22 protein-coding genes are annotated in these 21,357 nt (G+C 56.8%); 6 read left to right on the forward strand and 16 right to left on the reverse strand.

The window, feature by feature from the left end; all coding sequences use genetic code 11:
- Nucleotides 1-3 precede the first annotated feature (3 nt).
- The 5 genes from ruvA to aspS all read right to left on the reverse strand — a co-directional run bounded on the left by ruvA (nt 4) and on the right by aspS (nt 4,240).
- Nucleotides 4-618 carry a Holliday junction branch migration protein RuvA gene (gene ruvA / locus KGP24_RS14100; protein ID WP_023312236.1) on the reverse strand — a complete coding sequence of 205 codons (615 nt, stop codon included), beginning with the start codon at nt 616-618 and terminating at the stop codon, nt 4-6.
- Between the two features lie 80 nt (nt 619-698).
- The gene (gene ruvC / locus KGP24_RS14105) at nt 699-1,220 is read right to left on the reverse strand and encodes a crossover junction endodeoxyribonuclease RuvC (RefSeq protein ID WP_014884319.1); all 522 of its coding nucleotides are present in this window, start codon (nt 1,218-1,220) and stop codon (nt 699-701) included.
- Nucleotides 1,221-1,254: 34 nt separating this feature from the next.
- A complete protein-coding gene (locus KGP24_RS14110) occupies nt 1,255-1,995 on the reverse strand; it encodes a YebC/PmpR family DNA-binding transcriptional regulator (RefSeq protein WP_008500447.1) in 741 nt (246 codons plus the stop codon).
- Between the two features lie 27 nt (nt 1,996-2,022).
- Complete coding sequence (gene nudB / locus KGP24_RS14115; protein ID WP_033145850.1) at nt 2,023-2,466, reverse strand: dihydroneopterin triphosphate diphosphatase; 444 nt, start codon at nt 2,464-2,466, stop codon at nt 2,023-2,025.
- Between the two features lies 1 nt (nt 2,467).
- Nucleotides 2,468-4,240, reverse strand: coding sequence for an aspartate--tRNA ligase (gene aspS, locus KGP24_RS14120; protein ID WP_223560853.1), 1,773 nt, complete (start codon nt 4,238-4,240; stop codon nt 2,468-2,470).
- Between the two features lie 263 nt (nt 4,241-4,503).
- Between aspS and KGP24_RS14125 the strand changes: the two genes are divergently transcribed.
- Genes KGP24_RS14125 through cmoB form a run of 5 tightly spaced genes read left to right on the forward strand, consistent with a single transcriptional unit; the run spans nt 4,504 to nt 8,084 of the window.
- A complete protein-coding gene (locus tag KGP24_RS14125) occupies nt 4,504-5,070 on the forward strand; it encodes a hydrolase (RefSeq protein ID WP_223560854.1) in 567 nt (188 codons plus the stop codon).
- Complete coding sequence (locus KGP24_RS14130) at nt 5,067-5,885, forward strand: DUF72 domain-containing protein (protein WP_223560855.1); 819 nt, start codon at nt 5,067-5,069, stop codon at nt 5,883-5,885. The genes KGP24_RS14125 and KGP24_RS14130 overlap by 4 nt, the downstream gene beginning before the upstream one ends.
- A gap of 51 nt (nt 5,886-5,936) precedes the next feature.
- Nucleotides 5,937-6,332 carry an MAPEG family protein gene (locus KGP24_RS14135; RefSeq protein ID WP_021240443.1) on the forward strand — a complete coding sequence of 132 codons (396 nt, stop codon included), beginning with the start codon at nt 5,937-5,939 and terminating at the stop codon, nt 6,330-6,332.
- A gap of 40 nt (nt 6,333-6,372) precedes the next feature.
- On the forward strand, nt 6,373-7,116 hold the full coding sequence (gene cmoA / locus KGP24_RS14140) for a carboxy-S-adenosyl-L-methionine synthase CmoA (RefSeq protein WP_223560856.1): 744 nt from the start codon (nt 6,373-6,375) through the stop codon (nt 7,114-7,116).
- Nucleotides 7,113-8,084 (forward strand): tRNA 5-methoxyuridine(34)/uridine 5-oxyacetic acid(34) synthase CmoB, encoded by a 972-nt coding sequence (gene cmoB, locus KGP24_RS14145; protein ID WP_223560857.1) that lies wholly within the window; start codon nt 7,113-7,115, stop codon nt 8,082-8,084. Before cmoA ends, cmoB begins: the two co-directional genes overlap by 4 nt.
- 140 nt (nt 8,085-8,224) lie before the next feature.
- Here the strand turns inward: cmoB and cutC are convergent, their stop codons facing one another.
- Complete coding sequence (gene cutC / locus KGP24_RS14150; RefSeq protein ID WP_223560858.1) at nt 8,225-8,968, reverse strand: copper homeostasis protein CutC; 744 nt, start codon at nt 8,966-8,968, stop codon at nt 8,225-8,227.
- Nucleotides 8,969-9,046: 78 nt separating this feature from the next.
- Entirely contained in the window at nt 9,047-9,607 is a 561-nt protein-coding gene (locus KGP24_RS14155) for a VOC family protein (RefSeq protein WP_223560859.1), read from the reverse strand.
- Between the two features lie 239 nt (nt 9,608-9,846).
- On the opposite strand from KGP24_RS14155, the gene argS reads away from it, so the two are divergent.
- Complete coding sequence (gene argS / locus KGP24_RS14160; RefSeq protein WP_223560860.1) at nt 9,847-11,580, forward strand: arginine--tRNA ligase; 1,734 nt, start codon at nt 9,847-9,849, stop codon at nt 11,578-11,580.
- A gap of 35 nt (nt 11,581-11,615) precedes the next feature.
- On the opposite strand, the gene KGP24_RS14165 is transcribed toward argS, so the two are convergent.
- The 9 genes from KGP24_RS14165 to cheR all read right to left on the reverse strand — a co-directional run bounded on the left by KGP24_RS14165 (nt 11,616) and on the right by cheR (nt 21,340).
- Nucleotides 11,616-12,755: a glycoside hydrolase family 105 protein gene (locus tag KGP24_RS14165; RefSeq protein ID WP_223563506.1), complete on the reverse strand. Its 1,140-nt coding sequence runs from the start codon at nt 12,753-12,755 to the stop codon at nt 11,616-11,618.
- A gap of 4 nt (nt 12,756-12,759) precedes the next feature.
- Nucleotides 12,760-14,343, reverse strand: a complete 1,584-nt coding sequence (locus KGP24_RS14170) for an MFS transporter (protein WP_223560861.1) — start codon at nt 14,341-14,343, stop codon at nt 12,760-12,762.
- Between the two features lie 262 nt (nt 14,344-14,605).
- Complete coding sequence (locus KGP24_RS14175; protein ID WP_223560862.1) at nt 14,606-14,998, reverse strand: flagellar protein FlhE; 393 nt, start codon at nt 14,996-14,998, stop codon at nt 14,606-14,608.
- Nucleotides 14,998-17,076, reverse strand: coding sequence for a flagellar biosynthesis protein FlhA (gene flhA, locus KGP24_RS14180; protein WP_223560863.1), 2,079 nt, complete (start codon nt 17,074-17,076; stop codon nt 14,998-15,000). Before flhA ends, KGP24_RS14175 begins: the two co-directional genes overlap by 1 nt.
- Nucleotides 17,069-18,217 (reverse strand): flagellar biosynthesis protein FlhB, encoded by a 1,149-nt coding sequence (flhB, locus tag KGP24_RS14185; RefSeq protein ID WP_223560864.1) that lies wholly within the window; start codon nt 18,215-18,217, stop codon nt 17,069-17,071. The genes flhA and flhB overlap by 8 nt, the downstream gene beginning before the upstream one ends.
- Nucleotides 18,218-18,365: 148 nt before the next feature.
- Nucleotides 18,366-19,010, reverse strand: coding sequence for a protein phosphatase CheZ (gene cheZ, locus KGP24_RS14190; RefSeq protein WP_023312251.1), 645 nt, complete (start codon nt 19,008-19,010; stop codon nt 18,366-18,368).
- A gap of 10 nt (nt 19,011-19,020) precedes the next feature.
- Entirely contained in the window at nt 19,021-19,410 is a 390-nt protein-coding gene (gene cheY / locus KGP24_RS14195) for a chemotaxis response regulator CheY (protein ID WP_008500431.1), read from the reverse strand.
- Between the two features lie 17 nt (nt 19,411-19,427).
- Nucleotides 19,428-20,477: a chemotaxis response regulator protein-glutamate methylesterase gene (locus tag KGP24_RS14200; RefSeq protein WP_223560865.1), complete on the reverse strand. Its 1,050-nt coding sequence runs from the start codon at nt 20,475-20,477 to the stop codon at nt 19,428-19,430.
- A complete protein-coding gene (gene cheR, locus KGP24_RS14205; protein WP_223560866.1) occupies nt 20,474-21,340 on the reverse strand; it encodes a protein-glutamate O-methyltransferase CheR in 867 nt (288 codons plus the stop codon). Before cheR ends, KGP24_RS14200 begins: the two co-directional genes overlap by 4 nt.
- Between the last annotated feature and the right edge of the window lie 17 nt (nt 21,341-21,357).

Consider the following 21,357-nt stretch of genomic DNA (forward strand, 5'->3'; position numbering starts at 1 on the left):
ACCTCACAATGCAGCGCGCAGCGCTTCACGAATCAGGGTTTCACTGCTGGCGTCCGGTTTGGCGATTTTGCTCACCATACGGCTTGCCTCCTGAGGTTTATAGCCCAGCGCCACCAGCGCGGCAACCGCTTCCTGCTCGGCGTCATCATCCGTGGCAGGGCCGCCAGGAGAGGTCAGTACCAAATCGGCAGCCGGCGTGAACAGATCGCCATGCAGACCTTTAAAGCGGTCTTTCATTTCTACTATCAGACGCTCGGCAGTTTTCTTACCGATGCCCGGAAGCTTAATCAGCGCCGCAGGATCTTCGCGCTCAACGGCATTCACAAACTGTGGCGCTGACATGCCGGATAAAATCGCCAGCGCCAGCTTCGGACCGACGCCGTTGGTTTTAATCAGCTCGCGGAACAGGGTGCGTTCCTGCTTGTTATTGAAGCCGTACAGCAGCTGGGCATCTTCGCGCACCACAAACTGGGTAAAGACAATCGCCTCTTTGCCCGCGTCCGGCAGCTCGTAGAAGCAGGTCATCGGCATATGGACTTCATAGCCCACGCCACCCACTTCCAGCAGCACTAACGGGGGTTGTTTTTCAATGATGATGCCTCTGAGTCTGCCTATCACGTGACGCTCCTGCGTTCTGGAAGAAGTTAACTGCCGACATAATAAAAAAAGGCTGGATAAACATCCAGCCTGATTTGTCATTATCGTAACCTGCCTCGCGCCAGATTGAGCCGCGACTCGCTCATTTGCATCGCGTTCTGGCTGACGTGACAGTGGGTAATCGCAATAGCCAGCGCATCGGCGGCGTCGGCCTGCGGGTTCGCGGGAAGCTTCAGCAAGGTACGCACCATATGCTGCACCTGGCTTTTCTCCGCGCTCCCAATGCCCACCACCGTCTGCTTGACCTGACGAGCCGCGTATTCGAATACCGGCAAATCCTGGTTCACGGCAGCGACGATGGCGACACCGCGCGCCTGACCGAGCTTTAGCGCTGAATCGGCGTTTTTCGCCATAAAGACCTGCTCAATGGCGAAAAAGTCCGGCTGAAACTGGGTGATGATCTCCGAGACGCCCGCATAAATGAGCTTCAGGCGCGATGGTAGATCGTCCACTTTAGTGCGAATACAGCCGCTGCCCAGGTAGGTCAACTGGCGTCCCACCTGACGGATAACGCCATAACCGGTGACGCGTGAGCCTGGGTCAATCCCGAGAATAATCGACATCACGCGTCTCCTGTAACGGATTTATACGCTCTCATCAGAGAGTCGCTGCAACCTCATCAGAGATTTCACCGTTGTGGTACACTTCCTGCACGTCGTCGCAGTCTTCGAGCATGTCGATCAGACGCAGCAGTTTTGGTGCCGTTTCCGCATCCATGTCCGCTTTGGTGGACGGGATCATGGACACTTCAGCGTTGTCCGCTTTCAGGCCTGCCGCTTCCAGCGCATCGCGCACGGCACCCATCTCTTCCCACGCGGTATAAACGTCGATAGCGCCGTCATCGAAGGTCACCACATCTTCCGCACCGGCTTCCAGCGCAGCTTCCATGATCGCATCTTCATCGCCTTTCTCGAAGGAGATGACGCCTTTTTTGCTGAACAGGTAAGCAACGGAACCGTCAGTGCCCAGGTTGCCACCGGTTTTGGTGAACGCGTGGCGCACTTCCGCAACGGTACGGTTACGGTTGTCGGACAGACACTCAACCATCACCGCAGTACCGCCAGGGCCGTAACCTTCATAAATGATGGTTTCCATGTTCGCGTCTTCGTCACCGCCCACGCCACGTGCGATTGCACGGTTCAGGGTGTCACGCGTCATGTTGTTTGACAGCGCTTTATCCACCGCCGCGCGCAGACGCGGGTTAGAAGCCGGGTCGCCGCCGCCCAGACGTGCTGCAGTTACCAGCTCACGAATGATTTTGGTAAAGATTTTACCGCGTTTGGCATCCTGTGCCGCTTTGCGGTGTTTGGTGTTGGCCCACTTACTATGACCTGCCATAAAAAGTTCTCCAAAAATCGCGCCTTCTCAGGCTGCGTTAATTACAAATTCTTCAATCGCCTGCCGGTTGCTCCACGACTTGGTCAGTGCGGCGGCATCCGCCGCATTCACCCAGCGGTAGGTCAGGTGCTCGGTAAACACGATCTCCCGTTCATGGGGGAGCGCGAGACAGAACCACGACTCCGTATTGCGCTCGGTACCCGGCGCGTAGCGATGACGTAAATGGCTAAAAATTTCAAACTCCACCGTGCGCTGACAGTCCTTCAGGGTCAGTTGCTCGCGGGCAACATCAATGGTGACCTCTTCCTTTACTTCACGCGCGGCGGCCTGCGACGCGGTTTCCCCTTCTTCCAGACTGCCGGTTACCGACTGCCAAAAATCAGGGTCATCGCGCCGCTGCAACATCAGCACCCGCTTCGTGTCTTCTGCATAAATGACCACCAGAACCGAAACGGGAAGCTTATATGCCATATCAGTTTTTCTCTTCCTTCTTCACCACTTCAATGCCCAGTTCGGCCAGAGAGGCCGGGTTGGCAAAGCTTGGCGCTTCGGTCATCAGACACGCTGCGGCAGTGGTTTTCGGGAAGGCAATAACATCACGAATGTTATCGGTGCCGGTCAGCAGCATGGTCAGACGGTCAAGACCGAAGGCCAGACCCGCGTGCGGAGGCGTACCGTATTTCAGCGCGTCCAGCAGGAAACCGAACTTCTCGCGCTGCTCCTGCTCGTTGATGCCCAGGATGCCGAACACGGTCTGCTGCATTTCACCGCTGTGAATACGCACGGAACCACCGCCCACTTCGTAGCCGTTGATCACCATATCGTAGGCGTTTGCGACCGCATCTTCCGGCGCCGCTTTCAGCTCTGCCGCCGTCATGTCTTTTGGCGAGGTGAATGGGTGGTGCATTGCGGTCAGGCCGCCTTCACCGTCGTCTTCAAACATTGGGAAGTCGATAACCCACAGCGGCGCCCATTTGTTTTCGTCGGTCAGGCTCAGGTCTTTGCCGAGCTTCAGACGCAGCGCGCCCATTGCATCCGCCACGACTTTCTTATTGTCTGCGCCGAAGAAGATCATGTCGCCGTCCTGCGCGCCGGTGCGCTCCAGGATCGCTTCCACGATGTCCGCGTTCAGGAATTTCGCTACCGGGCTGGTGATGCCTTCCAGACCTTTCGCACGCTCGGTCACCTTGATATAGGCCAGACCTTTCGCGCCGTAGATCTGGATGAAGTTGCCGTAGTCGTCGATCTGCTTACGGCTCAGTGCTGCACCACCCGGCACGCGCAGGGCCGCCACACGGCCTTTAGGATCGTTAGCCGGGCCAGCAAAGACCGCAAACTCAACGCCTTTCACCAGGTCTGCTACGTCCACCAGCTCCATCGGGTTACGCAGGTCTGGTTTGTCGGAGCCGTAGCGACGCTCGGCTTCAGCGAAGGTCATGATAGGGAAATCGCCAAGCTCAACGCCTTTCACGTCGTTCCACAGGCTACGCACCAGGGCTTCCATCACTTCACGCACCTGTTCGGCGGTCATGAAGGAGGTTTCCACATCGATCTGGGTAAATTCTGGCTGGCGGTCAGCGCGCAGGTCTTCGTCGCGGAAGCATTTAACGATTTGATAGTAGCGATCGAAGCCGGACATCATCAGCAGCTGTTTGAACAGCTGTGGAGACTGCGGCAGCGCGTAGAATTTGCCTTTATGAACGCGGGATGGGACCAGGTAATCGCGCGCGCCTTCCGGCGTGGCTTTGGTCAGCATCGGGGTTTCGATATCGAGGAAACCGTGGTCATCCATAAAGCGACGCACCAGGCTGGTGATTTTCGCACGGGTCTTCAGGCGCTGAGCCATTTCCGGGCGACGCAGATCCAGGTAGCGGTATTTCAGACGCGCTTCTTCAGTGTTGACGTGGTTGGAGTCCAGCGGCAGCGCTTCTGCACGGTTAATGATCACCAGATCGGACGCCAGCACTTCGATGGCGCCCGTCGCCATGTCGGCGTTGACGTTTTTCTCGTCACGCGCACGCACGGTGCCGGTAACCTGAATGCAGAACTCATTACGCAGCTCAGAGGCCAGCTTCAACGCATCTGCGCGATCCGGGTCGAAGAACACCTGAACGATACCTTCGCGGTCGCGCATATCGATGAAGATAAGGCTACCAAGATCACGACGACGATTGACCCAACCACACAGGGTTACCTGCTGCCCGACGTGGGACTGACGCAGCTGCCCGCAATATTCTGTACGCATGAGATATCCCTTAATTAGCCGCAGGCTAAATGTCGCCTGGTATGCAGGCTACTATGTCGCAGCTTTCTGTATGTCACAACTGGATGAAAAAAGGCGGCTATTATACTGGAAATTCCGCCGGACGATAAGAGCGAACCACGGCCAGGCGGTCGTTTGCTGCACTCTTATTGCGCATTCTCACAAAAATTAACAAAATTATCCGCCCAGGAACAGGCCATCACGTCGTAAGGTGTCTGGAAGTGATTCATTTAACGGGAGTAACGATGTTAACACTTGATGCCAGTAAAACCGCACTTGTCGTGATTGATTTACAGGAAGGCATTTTGCCCTTCGCCGGTGGCCCGCATACCGCGGATGATGTGGTCAGCCGCGCCGCTCGCCTGGCGGAAACATGTCGTGCCAGCGGTGCGCCTGTTGTCATGGTGCGCGTAGGCTGGTCCGCGGATTACGCCGAAGCGTTAAAACAACCTGTTGATGCCAACGCTCCCGCTCATGCCCTGCCGGAAAACTGGTGGACGTACCCGGCCTCACTCGGCAAACGCGACAGCGACATCGAAGTGACCAAACGCCAGTGGGGCGCATTTTACGGTACCGATCTCGAGCTGCAGCTCCGCCGTCGCGGCATCGACACCATCATCCTGTGCGGCATTTCCACCAATATCGGCGTGGAGTCTACCGCCCGCAACGCGTGGGAGCTGGGCTTTAATCTGGTGATCGCCGAAGATGCCTGCAGCGCGGCTTCCGCGGAACAACACCAGGGCAGCATGACCCATATCTTCCCGCGCATCGCCCGCGTGCGCAGCACGGATGAGATTGTCAGCGCGCTATGATGTATGTAGGCCTGCCCCAGTGGTCGCACCCGAAATGGGTGCGCCTTGGCATCACCAGCCTTGAGGAGTATGCCCGACACTTCAACTGCGTCGAGGGTAACACCACCCTGTATGCGCTCCCCAGAGCCGAGATTGTTGCGCGCTGGAGGGAACAAACGACCGACGACTTCCGCTTCTGCTTCAAGTTTCCGGCCACCATTTCCCACAACGCCGCGCTGCGTAACTGCGGGGATTTGACCGAAGAATTTTTCGCGCGCATGTCGCCGCTGGCGAACCGCATCGGTCAGTACTGGATCCAGCTACCCGCCACGTTTGGCCCGCGCGATTTGCCCGCGCTCTGGGAGTTCCTGGATGCCCTGCCCCGCGAATTCACCTACGGCGTTGAAGTCAGGCATGCAGAATTTTTTGCGAAGGGCGCAGCAGAAAAAGCGCTCAATCGCGGCCTGCTTGAGCGTTCCGTAAACCGGGTGATCCTCGATAGCCGCCCTGTGCACAGCGCTGTCCCCCATAGCGAAGCCATCGTTGAAGCGCAGCGTAAAAAACCGAAAGTGCCGGTCCACGCCATCGTGACCGCAGATAACCCAATGGTCAGGTTTATCGGCAGCGATAACATGCAGCAAAATCAGGCGATGTTCGCCGTCTGGCTGCAAACATTAGCGAAGTGGGAACAGACCACCACGCCGTATCTCTTTTTGCACACGCCGGATATTGCCCAGTCGCCCGAACTGGTCGATGCTCTGTGGCAGGCCTTGCAGGCTGCGGTGCCGTCCGTGGGCAGCGCCCCTGGCATTCCACAACAATCTTCTCTTTTCTGATATCACCCCCTATCATAGTGAAGTGCCATCTGCCAAAAACAGGGAGTTTGTATGGTCAGCGCGCTGTATGCGGTGTTAGGTGCATTACTGCTGATTAAATTTTCATTTGATGTTGTGCGCCTCAGAACGCTGTACCGCGTCTCTTACGGTGACGGCGGATTTTCCGAGCTACAAAGCGCTATCCGCATTCATGGCAACGCGGTCGAATACATTCCCGCAGCCTTAATCCTGCTGCTTTTTATGGAGATGAATGGCGCAGAAACCTGGATGGTGCACATCTGTGGTCTGCTTCTTATTGCTGGCCGCCTGATGCACTATTACGGTTTTCACCACCGCTTAATCCGCTGGCGTCGTTCCGGCATGAGTGCGACCTGGTGTTCGCTTTTGCTGATGGTGCTGGCTAACCTGTGGTATATGCCGTGGGAGTTGGTTTTCTCCCTCCATTAGCGCACAATACGCCACTTTATTTTTCCCGGATTTTTACGTTATGTCAGATCGCGACACGCTTTTTTCCGCGCCTATCGCCAGCCTGGGCGACTGGACCTTCGATGAACGGGTAGCCGAAGTCTTCCCGGATATGATCCAGCGCTCTGTTCCCGGTTATTCCAATATTATCTCTATGATCGGCATGCTGGCTGAGCGCTTCGTTCAACCCGGCACGCAGGTCTATGACCTGGGCTGCTCGCTCGGCGCGGCAACGCTGTCGGTTCGTCGTAACGTTCACCACGAAGGCTGCCGAATCATTGCCGTCGATAACTCCCCGGCCATGGTTGAGCGCTGCCGTCGCCATATTGACGCCTATAAAGCCCCTGTTCCGGTGGACGTGGTGGAAGGTGATATCCGCGAGATTGAGATTAAGAACGCCTCAATGGTGGTGCTGAACTTCACCCTTCAGTTCCTTGTTCCACAAGACCGCCAGCTGCTGCTGGATAAAATTTACCAGGGGCTAAATCCCGGCGGCGCGCTGGTGCTCTCTGAGAAATTCAGCTTCGAAGATGCCGTGGTTGGCGAGCTGCTGTTCAATATGCACCACGATTTCAAACGGGCGAACGGCTACAGCGAGCTGGAGATCAGCCAGAAGCGCAGCATGCTCGAAAACGTGATGCTGACGGATTCCGTAGAAACCCACAAAGCGCGTCTGAGCAAAGCAGGGTTTGAGCACAGCGAACTGTGGTTCCAGTGCTTTAACTTTGGCTCTCTGGTGGCGCTGAAAGCGGGAGAATCCGCATGATCGAATTCAGTAACTTCTATCAGCTGATTGCCAAAAACCAGCTCTCCCACTGGCTGGAAACCTTGCCCGCGCAGATTGCCGCCTGGCAGCGCGATCAGCAGCACGGCCTGTTAAAGCAGTGGTCAAACGCGGTGGAGTTTCTGCCCGAACTGACCCCGCATCGTCTGGATCTTCTGCACAGCGTAACCGCCGAGAGCGAAGAACCGCTCCCGGCCGGGCAGATCAACCGCATCGAAACGCTGATGCGTAACCTGATGCCATGGCGCAAAGGGCCATTTTCACTTTACGATGTGAACATCAATACCGAATGGCGCTCTGACTGGAAATGGGATCGCGTTCTGCCCCACCTTTCCGACCTGACCGGACGTACCATTCTGGATGTGGGCTGCGGCAGCGGTTATCACATGTGGCGCATGATTGGCGCGGGCGCGCATCTGGCGGTCGGTATTGACCCGATGCAGCTGTTCCTGTGCCAGTTTGAAGCGGTACGCAAGCTGCTGGGTAACGACCAGCGCGCGCACCTGCTGCCGCTGGGCATAGAACAGCTCCCTGCCCTGAAAGCATTTGATACCGTCTTCTCCATGGGCGTGCTGTATCACCGTCGTTCCCCGCTTGAACACCTGTGGCAATTGAAGGATCAGCTGGTCAGCGGCGGCGAGCTGGTGCTGGAAACGCTGGTGATTGAAGGCGATGAACATGCCGTTCTGGTGCCGGGCGATCGCTATGCGCAGATGCGCAACGTTTACTTCATCCCTTCCGCGCTGGCGCTGAAGAACTGGCTGGAGAAGTGCGGGTTTGTGGATGTGCGGATTGCCGATGTCAGCGTGACCTCACTCGAGGAACAGCGCCGCACCGACTGGATGATCACCGAATCACTGGAGCAGTTCCTCGACCCGGCCGACCATAGCAAAACCATCGAAGGCTATCCGGCGCCGATGCGTGCGGTGTTGATTGCGACCAAGCCGTAGCCTGTTAGCCGGGTGGTGGCCAACGCAGCTGCGGCTTGAAATATGAAGGATAAAAAAAGGCCCCTGTTGAAATTGCAGGGGCCTGGTACAAGCAAGCATCATATTGGGCGACATGATGCGCGGTAAAAATCGGTACGTTGCTACACGTGATGGCGCTCAATCAGCGACTTCATTTCCGCAACCGACTCTCCCTCTACGCCGTAGCGTGAATACTCATCCGCTTCAGCATCCGTCGACATTGACAAACCTGTATTGCGATAACGCATGGGCGAAGGTATCCATTTACCCGCGGAGCTGTGCAGCTCTTCTACCCCGGCGTTTAAAAACCGTTCCAGATTGCTTGCGCGAACTCCCGCACCCGCCATTATTATTGGAACACCGGAATGTGCTTTTAGTTCCGTAATTAATTGCAGTCCTTTTTCAGCTGTCGCCTGCTGACCCGATGTCAGGATGCGCGCCACGCCAAGTTCTCCAAGCGTTTCAAAGGCCTGAAGCGGATCTTTACACATATCAAATGCGCGATGAAAAGTGACGGCCATCCCCTGTGCGGCGCTCATAATCTGGCGCATGCGCGGTAGATCGATATTGCCGTCTTCATCCAGCAGGCCGGTCACAAGCCCTGGAAACCCGAGGTCCCGAACGAGCGCGATATCATTAAGCATGGCACTGAACTCGCCCGCCGTGTAACAAAAATCACCGCCGCGCGGACGAATAATCGGGTGAACGGGAATGGTGACGGCCTGACGGGCAGACTTCAACACGCCGTAAGAGGGCGTCAGCCCGCCCTCTTTGGGTGCCGCGCACAGTTCAATGCGGTCAGCCCCGTGCCTTTGCGCGGTTACGGCACACTCCACGCTGTAACAACAAATCTCCAGCAGCGCCATTTAATCCTCCTGAAATCCCACTAAACGAACCATCATCACACGCCGTCCATTTTCAGTCCCGGCGTGAACTCACATCTCTTACGCTTCACTGGCAACGATCTGCTCAATGGTCCACGGATGAAACTTCACCGTAACCTGTCCATCGGTAACGGCCAGCGTCGGGTTAGGTAACCGCTCGCGCTCGCCTTTGGGTGAACTCGTCTTCACAAAAATTCCCGGCTTGCTTAAGCCCTCGTCAGAAAGCAGGGCCAGCGCGCGCGCGTTCAACGTATCCGGCTCTCCCGGCAGGACAATTTCGATATGTTCCCAGCCTTCGTGCGGATAGCGTTTCTCACCCGGCCACGGCAGTTCAACCACGGTGAATTGCCAGTGCGCCACGCTCACCGGTTCATGCAGTTTAAACAGGCAAATGGGGCGACCGTTAATGATGTTCTCGGACAGTAACTCGCCGCACTGCTCAAACCCGCGACGCCAGCGCTCGGCGGTGGCATTCTGATGACAGCGCAAAGAGATGTGATCGGCCTCAAGCGGTGCGATATCCAGCCCCAGACGGGTGGCAAGTTCTGTGAACGCCTGGGTGAAGCGCGGTAAATCTGCGGAAATATCATGCAGTTCGTCAATGGATTGCCAGTTCGCCATAATTCACTCTCTTTTCGTGTCGCAAAGCCGCTAATTTACTCTGTTGACCTGTTTTGACCAACCGCAGAATCCGGCTTTTTGCGACTGCATGATTATGCATACCTTCACTGCCTGGATTCTGAGCAATCTTCAGGCCCCGTAATGCTGACGCCAGAAGGCATTTGCAGTATACTCCCGCCCTAAATTCTTTAACTGGCGCGGGCGGTTGTAAGCCCGCATCAAAAACGTAAGGTATCCAGGTGAATATTCAGGCTCTTCTCTCCGAAAAAGTCAGTCAGGCACTGATTGCCGCAGGTGCGCCTGCGGATTGCGAACCGCAGGTTCGTCAGTCAGCAAAAGTACAGTTTGGCGACTATCAGGCTAATGGCGTGATGGCAGTGGCTAAAAAACTGGGCATGCCGCCGCGACAGCTCGCTGAGCAGGTACTGACGCATCTGGATCTTTCCGGTATTGCCAGCAAAACTGAAATCGCCGGTCCGGGCTTTATCAACATCTTCCTTGAGCCTGCATTCCTGGCAAGCCACGTTGACGCGGCGCTGAAATCTGACCGTCTGGGTGTTTCCCAGCCGGAAGCGCAGACCGTCGTGATCGACTACTCTGCCCCGAACGTGGCGAAAGAGATGCACGTTGGCCACCTGCGCTCCACCATCATCGGTGATGCCGCAGTGCGCACGCTCGAGTTCCTTGGTCACAAGGTGATCCGCGCGAACCACGTGGGCGACTGGGGGACCCAGTTCGGTATGCTGATTGCTTACCTGGAAAAACAGCAGCAGGAAAACGCGGGTGAAATGGCGCTGGCGGACCTGGAAGGGTTCTACCGCGAAGCCAAAAAGCACTACGACGAAGACGAAGCCTTTGCCGAGCGCGCGCGCAGCTACGTGGTTAAACTGCAGGGCGGCGACCAGTACTTCCTCGAGATGTGGCGCAAGCTGGTTGATATCACCATGTCTCAGAACCAGCTCACCTATAACCGCCTGAACGTCACCCTGACCCGTGATGATGTGATGGGTGAAAGCCTGTACAACCCAATGCTGCCTGGCATTGTGGCTGACCTGAAAGCCAAAAACCTGGCGGTTGAGAGCGAAGGCGCAACGGTGGTATTCCTTGATGAGTATAAAAACAAGGAAGGCGAACCGATGGGCGTGATCATCCAGAAAAAGGATGGCGGCTACCTCTACACCACCACAGACATCGCCTGCGCGAAATACCGTTACGAAACGCTGCATGCCGACCGCGTGCTGTACTACATCGACTCCCGTCAGCACCAGCACCTGATGCAGGCATGGACCATCGTGCGTAAAGCCGGTTACGTGCCTGAGAGCGTTCCGCTGGAACACCACATGTTCGGCATGATGCTGGGTAAAGACGGCAAGCCGTTCAAAACCCGTGCGGGCGGTACCGTGAAGCTGTCCGACCTGCTGGACGAAGCGCTGGAGCGCGCCCGCCGTCTGGTGGCCGAGAAGAACCCGGATATGCCTGCCGATGAGCTGGAAAAACTGGCGAACGCCGTGGGTATCGGTGCGGTGAAATACGCGGATCTCTCCAAGAACCGTACCACCGACTATATCTTCGACTGGGATAACATGCTGGCGTTTGAAGGCAACACGGCGCCTTACATGCAGTATGCCTATACCCGCGTGCTCTCGGTATTCCGTAAAGCCAGCATCGACGAAAGCGTGCTGGCGAATGCTGCCGTGACCATCACGGAAGATCGTGAGGCGCAGCTGGCGGCGCGTCTGCTGCAGTTCGAAGAGACGCTGACGGTTGTCGCGCGTGACGGAACGCCGCACGTGATGTGTGCTTACCTGTACGATCTGGCGGGTCTGTTCTCCGGCTTCTACGAGCACTGCCCTATTCTGTCTGCGGAAAACGAATCGGTTCGCAACAGCCGCCTGAAGCTGGCGCAGCTCACGGCGAAGACCCTGAAGCTGGGTCTGGATACCCTGGGTATCGAAACCGTAGAACGTATGTAATACAAAAAACCCGGCAAGCGCCGGTTTTTTTATTATCAGAAATACTTCCGCAAATATTCCGTCAAACAGAGAATGGCCATCGCCTGTCCGTACGGCATCGACGTCAGCGGGATCTGGCGATAAAACTCAAGATCGCTGCCCATACCCGTGCCGAACGACGTTTGCAACAGCTCACCTTCCGGCGAGATATTCTTGACGACACCGCGAATCGCTTTTTCAGCCACTTCGGCATACTCCGCGCCAACGTAGCGCCTGCGCACGGCTTTCAGAATGCCGTAGGCAAACCCTGCCGTGGCGGACGCCTCAAGATAAGAATGTGGATCGTCGAGCAGCGTGTGCCACAGCCCGCTGTCGTCCTGATACTTCGCCAGCGCGGCAATCTGCGCATTCAATACCTGCACCAGATAGCGCCGCACGGCGTTGTTTTCCGGCAGATCCACAAGCTCAAGGAAGTCCGGGATCACGATGGTGAGCCAGCTGTTGCCGCGCGCCCAGCGGGCACGGGCAAAGTTATGATTACCGTCGTAACTCCAGCCGTGGAACCACAGCCCGGTCTCCCGGTCCATCAGGTTCTGCACGTGCAGCAGGAACTGATACACGGCCTCTTCAACGTACTCCGGTTTATTGAGCAGCTTGCCGATTTTCGCCAGCGGTAGCACCGTCATCATCAGCGTGTCATCCCACATCTGTTGATGGTTCTCTTCCGCCAGGGTGATGTGCTGCATCCCGCCGTGTTCAGTACGCGGCATCCCGGCCATCGCCCATTCAGCCCAGCTTTCCAGCCACGGCAGCCAGGCCTGATTTTTGGTCTCTTCGTAGCGATAAGCCAGCGTCAGGAATGGCGACATGGTATTGACGTTTTTGGTGGTCGCGCCTTCCGCAAAGCGGTCGGCAAACCAGCTGTCGATGATGTCTCGCATACCTTCATCGCCGGTCTGGCAGTAATACTGCCAGATGCCGTACAGGCCAACGCCGTGCGTCCACTCCCATCCGGCCCAGCCTTTGGTGTCGATCACGCGCCCGTCATCCAGCCGCAGCAAAAATTCACCCGTTTTATCGTGGATATTAACCAGGCTATGCGTCACCTTTTGAATCAGCGATTTCAGCTCGTCCCGGGCGATAAAGCGCTCTGACTGACGCAATAACGGGCTATGTTTGACAGGCCAAACTTTCATCATCTTAACCTCTGTTGTATGTCGAATTGAGTACCGCGCGATCCTTTAGCGAAGGTGCCGCTGGCTTATTGCGATTCAGATACCCGATGTTGTTGTTGCCCCACAGTGACTCAAAGGGCATACCGGCCAGCATCTCGACGGTGGCGCGGGCGTGTGGCGTCGCTGACTCTGGCATCGCATAACCACACTCACGCATTTTCGCGGTCTCCTCGCGCAGCGTGCTGTGGGTCTGCAAATTGAGCCTGAAGCGCAGGGAAACGAGGAAGCCGCAGAACAGCACCAGGATGGTGCCCACGCTCAGGATCATCAAAATGGTGTGGCTCACTTCCGCAGGCTGCACTTTCTGACCGCTGACAAAGCCGGACATCTGCATCACGATGCCCACCAGCATCACCGCACCGGCCTGTGACGCCTTACGGGTCAGGGTCATGATGCCCGCGAAGATCCCTTCGCGGCGCTGGCCGGTGATCGCTTCATCCACGTCAGCAATGTAGGTGTAGGTATTCCATGGCACATAGTTGATACCGCCGCGCCCCAGCCCAGCCACCGCAGAGATCAGCAACAGCAGAGCGTAGACGTCGCTCAGGCCAGCGTAATAAAGCATGGCGTAAGAGAGAGACGCCAGGCCAAACAGCACCACGACCATGCGGTAGGACGGCGCTGGCCCGAAGCGGATACACAGCGGGATCATGGCGATAACCGCAAGGAACTGGAAGATGGCCATCGTGCCCAGCAGACTGGACGCCATTGACGCTTCCTGCATCAGCACGAACACCACGTAGTAGGTGAATACCGCATTAAACACGTCCTGCGCGATATAGCCGCCGAGGTACATGCCCAGATGCTGACGGAAAATCTTGATGCGCAGCGTGGAGCTTAGCTCAACGATCAGGCGGTTGAGGCTTTGCCCCATCGTCAGATTCTTCTTCTCTTCTTCAGCACGCAGCGCCGCCTCAGACCACTCTTCGCGCGGGCGCTCCCAGGTGAAGCACCAGACGAAGATCAGCATCAGCGCGCAGAGCACAGAGAAGACCAGGCTTGCGTAGAAGAAGGAAACCGCGTTGTCTTTCCCGAAGCTGGTCAACAGGATCCCCGGCAGGAAGGAAGCCAGAATGGCGGACATCTGCGCCATAGAGATACGCGCCCCGGAGAACTTGGTTTTCTGTTTAAAGTCATCGGTCATTTCCGGCACCAGCGTTTCGTACGGCACCAGAATCATGGTGTAGACGATATCAAACACCAGATAGGTCAGCAGGTAGTACCAGAAGCTCATGTCCCCAACCCACATCAGCGAGTAGCTGAACACGCACGGAATCCCCAGCAGGATAAAGAACTTACGACGGCCAAAGCGCTTACCGAGCCAGGTCGTACCAAAATTATCGGTTAAAAACCCCATTAACGGGCTAACGACGGCATCCAGCACCCTTGCCACGGCAAAGATGAACGTTGCTTCGATTGGTGAGAGCCCGCAGAAGGTGGTATAAAAATATAAAAGCCAGGCCGCCGTCAGGGCGGTGGTACCCGCCCCGAGGAAGTCACCTGACCCGTAAGCAAGATAATTCGCGAGTCCAATTTTACGTGTTTTCATGGCCGTCAACCCTAATCAGTTTTAGGAGACTCCCTGCAATCAAGCCTCGTCCGGGAGCTTTTATACGGCTACGGTAAATGCATCGACCTGTTGATACCTTTCTGTTTCTGCCATTACATAGCGGGTGAATGGCAAAAATACAAAGAGTAAGGTCACGCGCGTCACTGATTTATAAAACGGCGTTTCTATTTGATCAAAATGAGAAGTCGATTTTGAGAGCCAGCCACCAGAATTGCCTGATGGCTGGTAAAAAGGCAGGGTGTTAGCGGTAGTTCACGATGACAGAATTACTCTGCACTTTCAGTGCCGGGATTAAGCGTCCCCCGCCCGGTACTTCCCAGATAAAACGCAAAGGTTCAATGGCCGGTACGCCGTTGAATGCCTGCGTTGTGCCATTTTCGCCGTCGATTTCCGTGCAGCGCGTCTGAGAACAGAGGCGCACCCGCAAGCCCGCTGGCGTAGGGCCAATCAGCCGGTAATTCCAGACCACAAGACCCATCTGACCGGAAACGCCTTCAGAAGGCGACAGCGAGTTAGAAGACATGGCAACGCCACGGTTGCTGAGGGTCACCCCCATGCTGCTTGCCTGCCAGGAGCCCTCCCCGGCAGCCTGCGCCGCCAGCGGGAAAAGCAAAATCCAGAGCCATTTACGCATTATTTTCCTCCAATCGTCGCGGTCATGCGGATATGACGGTTATCCGACAGCTCCAGATTCGACAGCACGACCAGCTGATTCAGGCTACGACGCAAGAAGCGCGACAGCAGCGGACGCAGCGCATGGTTCACCAGCAGCACCGGCGGTGCGCCCAGCATCTCCTGGCGCGCCAGCGCCTCCTGCGTTTGCGCCAGCAGACGGTCCGCCAGGCCCGGCTCCAGGCCGCCCCCGCCCTGAAGGGCCTGCAGCAGCAAACGTTCAAGCGGCGTATCGAGGCCAATGACCTGCACTTCCCCGGTTCCCGGGAACCACTGCTGGGTGATCGCACGCCCCAGCGCCACGCGCACCACCGCCGTCAGCTCGTGCGGATCGTTTTGTATCGGCGCATGCTCGGCAAGGGTTTCGAGAATGGTGCGCATATCGCGGATCGGCACCTTTTCTTCGAGCAGGTTTTGCAGCACCTTGTGCAGCGTGGTTAAGGTCACCACGCCCGGAACCAGATCTTCCGTCAGCTTCGGCATCTCTTGCGTGACGCGGTCCAGCAGCTGCTGCGCTTCCTGACGGCCAAACAGCTCTGCCGAGAATTGCCCAATCAGGTGGTTAAGGTGGGTCGCCACCACGGTACTGGCTTCAACAACCGTATACCCCTGGATTTGCGCCTGCTCTTTCAGGGCACTTTCAATCCAGATAGCGGCCAGGCCAAAGGCCGGATCGATGGTTTGCTCGCCCGGCAGCGTGCCTGCGGCGGTGCCCGGGTTAATCGCCAGCCAGCGGCCTGGATAGGCATCACCGCTGCCAATTTCGACACCTTTCATCAGAATGCGATAGCGCGCGGGCGGCAGGTCCATGTTGTCGCGGATGTGGACAACCGGCGGCAGGAAGCCCATATCCTGCGCGAATTTTTTACGGATACTGCGGATACGGCCAAGCAGCTCGCCATCCTGCTGGAAATCGACCATCGGAATCAGGCGATAGCCCACTTCCATACCCAGGGAATCTTCCAGCTGAACGTCGTTCCAGGTCGCTTCTACGGCCTGGTTATTCTCCGGCATTTTTACCTGAACAGGTTCTGCTGCCGGTGTGATTTCGCGGCCACGCATCCACCAGGCAAGCCCCAGCAGACCCGCCGTAAACAGCAGGAACACCAGGTTTGGCATACCCGGCACCAGGCCGAGTAAACCCAGAACCGCAGCGGCCAGCAGCATCACGCGCGGATTGCTGAAGAGCTGGCCCACCATCTGCTCGCCAACGTCCTGATCGGTACTCACGCGAGTCACAATCACACCCGCCGCAGTAGAGATAACCAGCGCCGGGATCTGCGCGACCAGTCCGTCACCAATGGTCAGCAGCGTATAGCTTTCCGCCGCGTGGCCCATGTCCATACCGTGCTGCAATACCCCCACCAGCAGGCCGCCGACCACGTTAATCACCATGATCAGAATGCCCGCGATGGCGTCACCGCGCACAAACTTACTCGCACCGTCCATGGAGCCGTAGAAGTCCGCTTCCTGCGTCACTTCCGAACGGCGTTTTTTGGCTTCATCTTCGGCGATAAGACCGGCGTTGAGGTCGGCGTCGATCGCCATCTGCTTGCCCGGCATCCCGTCCAGCACAAAACGCGCGCCGACTTCCGCGATACGTCCTGCACCTTTGGTGATAACCATAAAGTTGATGATAACGAGGATAACGAACACCACGATACCGATAGCGAAATTGCCGCCCACCAGGAAGTGGCCGAACGCTTCCACCACTTTACCTGCCGCTGCCGCACCGGTGTGGCCTTCCATCAGGATGATACGCGTGGACGCCACGTTCAGCGCCAGTCGTAGCAAGGTGGTAAACAGCAGAATGGTCGGGAACGCGGCGAACTCCAGGGTACGCTGGGTGAACATCGCCACCAGCAGCACCATAATGGACAGCGCAATATTGAAAGTGAAAAGCAAATCGAGGATGAACGCCGGGAGCGGCAATACCATCATCGACAGAATTAGCAGGATCAGAATCGGTCCGGCAAGGATCTGCCATTGGGTCGATTTCAGGTTGCCGGGCAGGCGCAACATTGCCACCAGATTAGCCATCAGTGTCCTTCTCGTTCAAAAAATCCAGCGCTTCAGGCACCGGAAGGTTCTCAGGTTTCACAGGCCGTTGACCGCCGGCCAGGCGCCAGCGCTTCAACTGCCATACCCAGGCCAGCACTTCCGCCACGGCGGCGTAAAGTTGTCCGGGGATCTGTTGTCCAATTTCCGCATGACGGTACAGGGCACGCGCCAGCGGAGGAGCTTCAAGGATTGGCACACGGTTTTCAGTACCAATCTCACGGATACGAAGTGCTATCAGACCCGCCCCTTTCGCCACCACTTTCGGCGCGCTCATTTTGTTTTCGTCATAGCGCAGCGCAACGGAATAGTGTGTCGGGTTGGTAACAATGACGTCGGCCTTCGGCACATCTTCCATCATGCGGCGACGGGCGGCGGCACGCTGCATCTGACGGATGCGTCCCTTCACGTGCGGGTCACCTTCCATCTGCTTATATTCGTCACGAATATCCTGACGTGACATGCGCAGTTTTTTGAAGTGGGTATAAAGCTGGAAGATCACGTCAAAACCCACCATCGGGATAATGCTGAGCACCACCAGCAGCGCGCAGAGCCCGACCAGATTCAGCGCGTTGCTCATCGCGCTGAGAGGCGATTCGCTGATGAGACGCATCATTTCCGGCCAGTGGTACCAGAGGTAAAACCCCGCGGAACTACCCATCAGCACCGATTTGAGAATGGCTTTGAGCAGCTCAGCCCCGGTCTGCGCAGAGAACATTTTCGCAATGCCCGACAGCGGGTTCAGTTTGGAAAATTTCGGTTGCAGCGATTTGGTACTAAAAACCAGACCGCCGAGCATCACCGGAGAGACCAGCGCGACCAGCACAACCCCGGTAATCAGGGGCAACAGCGCGGCCATGGCCCCTTTAATAAGCTGAATAATCTGGCTGAGGATCAGATTCGGATCGTTGACCATGCTGTGGTCAAAACGTAAGCCGGTGGACAACATCCCCGCCAGCTTGCGGGCGAGCGACTCCCCGCCCCACCAGATAATGCACACCCCCACGATAAGGATCAGCAGGGAGGTCAATTCTCGGGATCGGGGGATCTGCCCTTCCTCACGCGCCTTTTCTAGTCGGTGGGGTGTGGGGGCTTCCGTTTTGTCGTCGTTCTCTTCTGCCACAGTGCATGCTCAGCCCATTACGTCACGGGTATCATGCCAGCGCAGCGGAAATCCAATGGCGGGAAAAGCCCGTTTATTCGGGCTCTTTTCGGTGATTTTATCGTAAACCGCCTCAGGCGGCGTAAACCCCCTGAGGCGGAACAGACGGTCAGAAGCCGAGGCTGTCCAGCAGGTCGTCGACCTGATCCTGGCTTGCCACAACGCCCGCTTTGCTGGCGTCGAGCTGAGGACCATTGAGCAGGCTTTCGTTCTCGCGTTTTGGACGGGCTGCCGGTTCCGGAATGTTCTCCAGCAGAACCATCAGCAGCTGACGCTCAATCTCCTGGATAACATCCATCATGCGCTTGATCACCTGACCGGTCAGGTCCTGGAAATCCTGCGCCATCATGATGTCCAGCAGCTGGGCATTGGTAAAGCTGGTGTGGCCCGGCACATCACCCAGGTACTGACGGGTATCCGTGACCAGCTCGCGGGCATCCGCCAGCTCGATAGGGTTCTCAAACCACTCGTCCCAGCGTTTGCTCAGCGCTTTCGCCCCCTTTTCCATCGCATCCTGGTGCGGCTGTGACGCTTCAACGCTGTTCAGCGCACGTTCCGCGGCCTGAGCGGTCATCTGCACAACGTAGTCCAGACGATCGCGGGCATCAGGAATGGCTTCCGCCGCTTCGGCAATCGCCTGATCCAGCCCTAGCTCACGCAGGCTGTCACGCAGCATGCGCGTCAGGCTGCCGATGCGGACGATGATATCGCTCGGCGAGTGTTCTTCAACGGGTTTCATAGCAGGTTGCAACATTTCCATCACCTCACATGCCGAGTTTCTCGAAGATCTTACCGAGCTTCTCTTCCAGGGTTGCCGCGGTGAATGGCTTCACCACATAGCCGCTTGCACCCGCCTGTGCAGCGGCAATGATGTTCTCTTTTTTCGCTTCTGCAGTGACCATCAGAACCGGCATAGAGGCCATTCCCGCATCGGCACGAATGGTTTTCAGCAGTTCCAGACCGTCCATGTTTGGCATGTTCCAGTCGGAGATAACAAAACCAAACCCGCCAGCCTGCAGTTTGTTCAGCGCATCAACGCCGTCTTCTGCTTCTTCAACGTTGTTGAAGCCCAGCTCTTTCAGCAGGTTGCGCACGATGCGACGCATGGTGGAAAAGTCATCCACAACCAAAAACTTAAGCTCTTTATCCGCCATAAAATAATACTCCTGAGTCAAATACGTATTGCCTGTCCGGCACTGATTTTCGCCAGCATCTGCTGGCTTACCTGGCTAAGATCGACCACTTCGCTCACGCCACCCATATTGATGGCCTCGCGCGGCATGCCGAACACCACACAACTTGCTTCATTCTGCGCAATCGTCCAGGCGCCAGCCTGGTGCATTGCAAGCATTCCGGCGGCACCATCGTTGCCCATCCCCGTCAGGATCACCCCAACGGCGTTGCGCCCCGCATGTTTCGCCACCGAATGAAACAGCACATCCACCGACGGACGGTGCCGGTTAACCGGCGGTCCATCATGAATTTTGATTTGATAGTTAGCGCCGCTGCGCGACAGCTCCATATGCCTGTCGCCCGGGGCGATATAGGCATGTCCCGGGAGCACGCGCTCGCCGTCTTCCGCCTCTTTCACGCTGATCTGGCACAGCTTGTTCAGGCGTTCGGCGAACGAACGGGTAAAGCCTGGCGGCATATGCTGAGTGATCAGAATACCCGGACTTGAAAGCGGCAATGGCTGGAGTACATGACGAATTGCCTCTGTTCCTCCGGTTGACGCCCCAATCACCAGCAGTTTTTCCGAGCTGAGTAACGGACCGGCCTTCAGGGTCGCAGGCGCAGCCAATGGCGTGTGGGCGGCAAGCTTCGCGCGCGACGCGGTGCGGATCTTCTCCGCGATCATTTCGCTGTAGGCCAGCATCCCTTCGCGAATACCGAGCTGCGGCTTGGTGACAAAATCTACCGCCCCCAGCTCCAGCGCCCTCAGGGTGATTTCCGATCCTTTGCCGGTCAGGGAGGAGACCATCACCACCGGCATAGGCCGAAGCCGCATTAATTTTTCGAGGAAATCTATGCCGTCCATGCGCGGCATCTCGACATCCAGCGTCAGCACGTCGGGGTTATATTTTTTAATTAAATCCCGCGCTACCAGCGGATCGGGCGCAGTGGCCACCATCTCCATGTCGCTGTGGCTATTGATAATTTCAGTCATGATCTGACGCATCAGCGCTGAATCATCGACAGACAACACCCTGATTTTACTCATGCTTTTTCCTTACTCAGCGCATATACCGTTTGCCCACGCAGGCTAAACTCACGCGCGAGGTTGCTGAAGTTTTCCGAGTGCCCGGCAAACAGTAAACCGTCAGGCTTGAGCAACGGAACAAACCGACGCAGAATGTCCTGTTGCGTCGTTTTATCAAAATAGATCATGACGTTACGGCAAAAAATGGCGTCGAACGGCCCCGGCACGTTGTACTGCTTATCCAGCAGGTTTACGGGCGCGAATTCGACGCAGTTCGCCAGCTCCTGGCGTACGCGTACCAGGCCTTCATGCGGGCCCGTCCCACGCATGAAATAACGCTGCATCTGCTGCGGAGACAGCGTTTTCAGTTCATCCTGGCGATAAACACCGTTACGCGCCTTCTCCAGCACCTCGGTATCGATATCGCTGGCGTAAACTTTCCAGCGTCCGGGCGTCATGCCCAGGGTGTCAGCAAGGGTGATCGCCAGCGAGTACGGCTCTTCACCCGTTGAGGCGGCCGCACTCCATACGCGATACTCCCCGGTGCGACGGCGTGCGTGCTCGGCCAGTACCGGGAAGTGGTGAGCTTCACGGAAAAACGCCGTCAGGTTGGTGGTTAACGAGTTAATAAAAGCCTGCCACTCTGCGCTGTTCTGGTTCGCCTCGAGCATGCTCAGATAGCGGCCAAAATCATCCAGCCCCAGCGTACGCAAGCGCCGCACCAGACGGTTGTAGACCATGTCCCGCTTATGATCCGCAAGCACGATCCCCGCACGCTGGTAGATTAACTGACATATCCGACGAAAATGCGCGTCGGACAGCGCGAGGCGCTGTGTCATCTGCAACAATAATGACGTTTGCCCAGGGGGCATTGGTGATGTCATAGCGCCTTCTTAATTAC

The sequence above is a fragment of the Enterobacter sp. JBIWA008 genome (assembly GCF_019968765.1).
Lineage (GTDB): Bacteria > Pseudomonadota > Gammaproteobacteria > Enterobacterales > Enterobacteriaceae > Enterobacter.

What these genes read in the sequence shown, in the direction of transcription:
- ruvC (WP_014884319.1), bottom strand. Translation starts at nt 1,220, where the DNA reads ATGTCGATTATTCTCGGGATTGACCCAGGCTCACGCGTCACCGGTTAT.
- KGP24_RS14110 (WP_008500447.1), bottom strand. Translation starts at nt 1,995, where the DNA reads ATGGCAGGTCATAGTAAGTGGGCCAACACCAAACACCGCAAAGCGGCA.
- nudB (WP_033145850.1), bottom strand. Translation starts at nt 2,466, where the DNA reads ATGGCATATAAGCTTCCCGTTTCGGTTCTGGTGGTCATTTATGCAGAA.
- aspS (WP_223560853.1), bottom strand. Translation starts at nt 4,240, where the DNA reads ATGCGTACAGAATATTGCGGGCAGCTGCGTCAGTCCCACGTCGGGCAG.
- KGP24_RS14125 (WP_223560854.1), top strand. Translation starts at nt 4,504, where the DNA reads ATGTTAACACTTGATGCCAGTAAAACCGCACTTGTCGTGATTGATTTA.
- KGP24_RS14130 (WP_223560855.1), top strand. Translation starts at nt 5,067, where the DNA reads ATGATGTATGTAGGCCTGCCCCAGTGGTCGCACCCGAAATGGGTGCGC.
- KGP24_RS14135 (WP_021240443.1), top strand. Translation starts at nt 5,937, where the DNA reads ATGGTCAGCGCGCTGTATGCGGTGTTAGGTGCATTACTGCTGATTAAA.
- cmoA (WP_223560856.1), top strand. Translation starts at nt 6,373, where the DNA reads ATGTCAGATCGCGACACGCTTTTTTCCGCGCCTATCGCCAGCCTGGGC.
- cmoB (WP_223560857.1), top strand. Translation starts at nt 7,113, where the DNA reads ATGATCGAATTCAGTAACTTCTATCAGCTGATTGCCAAAAACCAGCTC.
- cutC (WP_223560858.1), bottom strand. Translation starts at nt 8,968, where the DNA reads ATGGCGCTGCTGGAGATTTGTTGTTACAGCGTGGAGTGTGCCGTAACC.
- KGP24_RS14155 (WP_223560859.1), bottom strand. Translation starts at nt 9,607, where the DNA reads ATGGCGAACTGGCAATCCATTGACGAACTGCATGATATTTCCGCAGAT.
- KGP24_RS14165 (WP_223563506.1), bottom strand. Translation starts at nt 12,755, where the DNA reads ATGAAAGTTTGGCCTGTCAAACATAGCCCGTTATTGCGTCAGTCAGAG.
- KGP24_RS14170 (WP_223560861.1), bottom strand. Translation starts at nt 14,343, where the DNA reads ATGAAAACACGTAAAATTGGACTCGCGAATTATCTTGCTTACGGGTCA.
- KGP24_RS14175 (WP_223560862.1), bottom strand. Translation starts at nt 14,998, where the DNA reads ATGCGTAAATGGCTCTGGATTTTGCTTTTCCCGCTGGCGGCGCAGGCT.
- flhA (WP_223560863.1), bottom strand. Translation starts at nt 17,076, where the DNA reads ATGGCTAATCTGGTGGCAATGTTGCGCCTGCCCGGCAACCTGAAATCG.
- cheZ (WP_023312251.1), bottom strand. Translation starts at nt 19,010, where the DNA reads ATGTTGCAACCTGCTATGAAACCCGTTGAAGAACACTCGCCGAGCGAT.
- cheY (WP_008500431.1), bottom strand. Translation starts at nt 19,410, where the DNA reads ATGGCGGATAAAGAGCTTAAGTTTTTGGTTGTGGATGACTTTTCCACC.
- KGP24_RS14200 (WP_223560865.1), bottom strand. Translation starts at nt 20,477, where the DNA reads ATGAGTAAAATCAGGGTGTTGTCTGTCGATGATTCAGCGCTGATGCGT.
- cheR (WP_223560866.1), bottom strand. Translation starts at nt 21,340, where the DNA reads ATGACATCACCAATGCCCCCTGGGCAAACGTCATTATTGTTGCAGATG.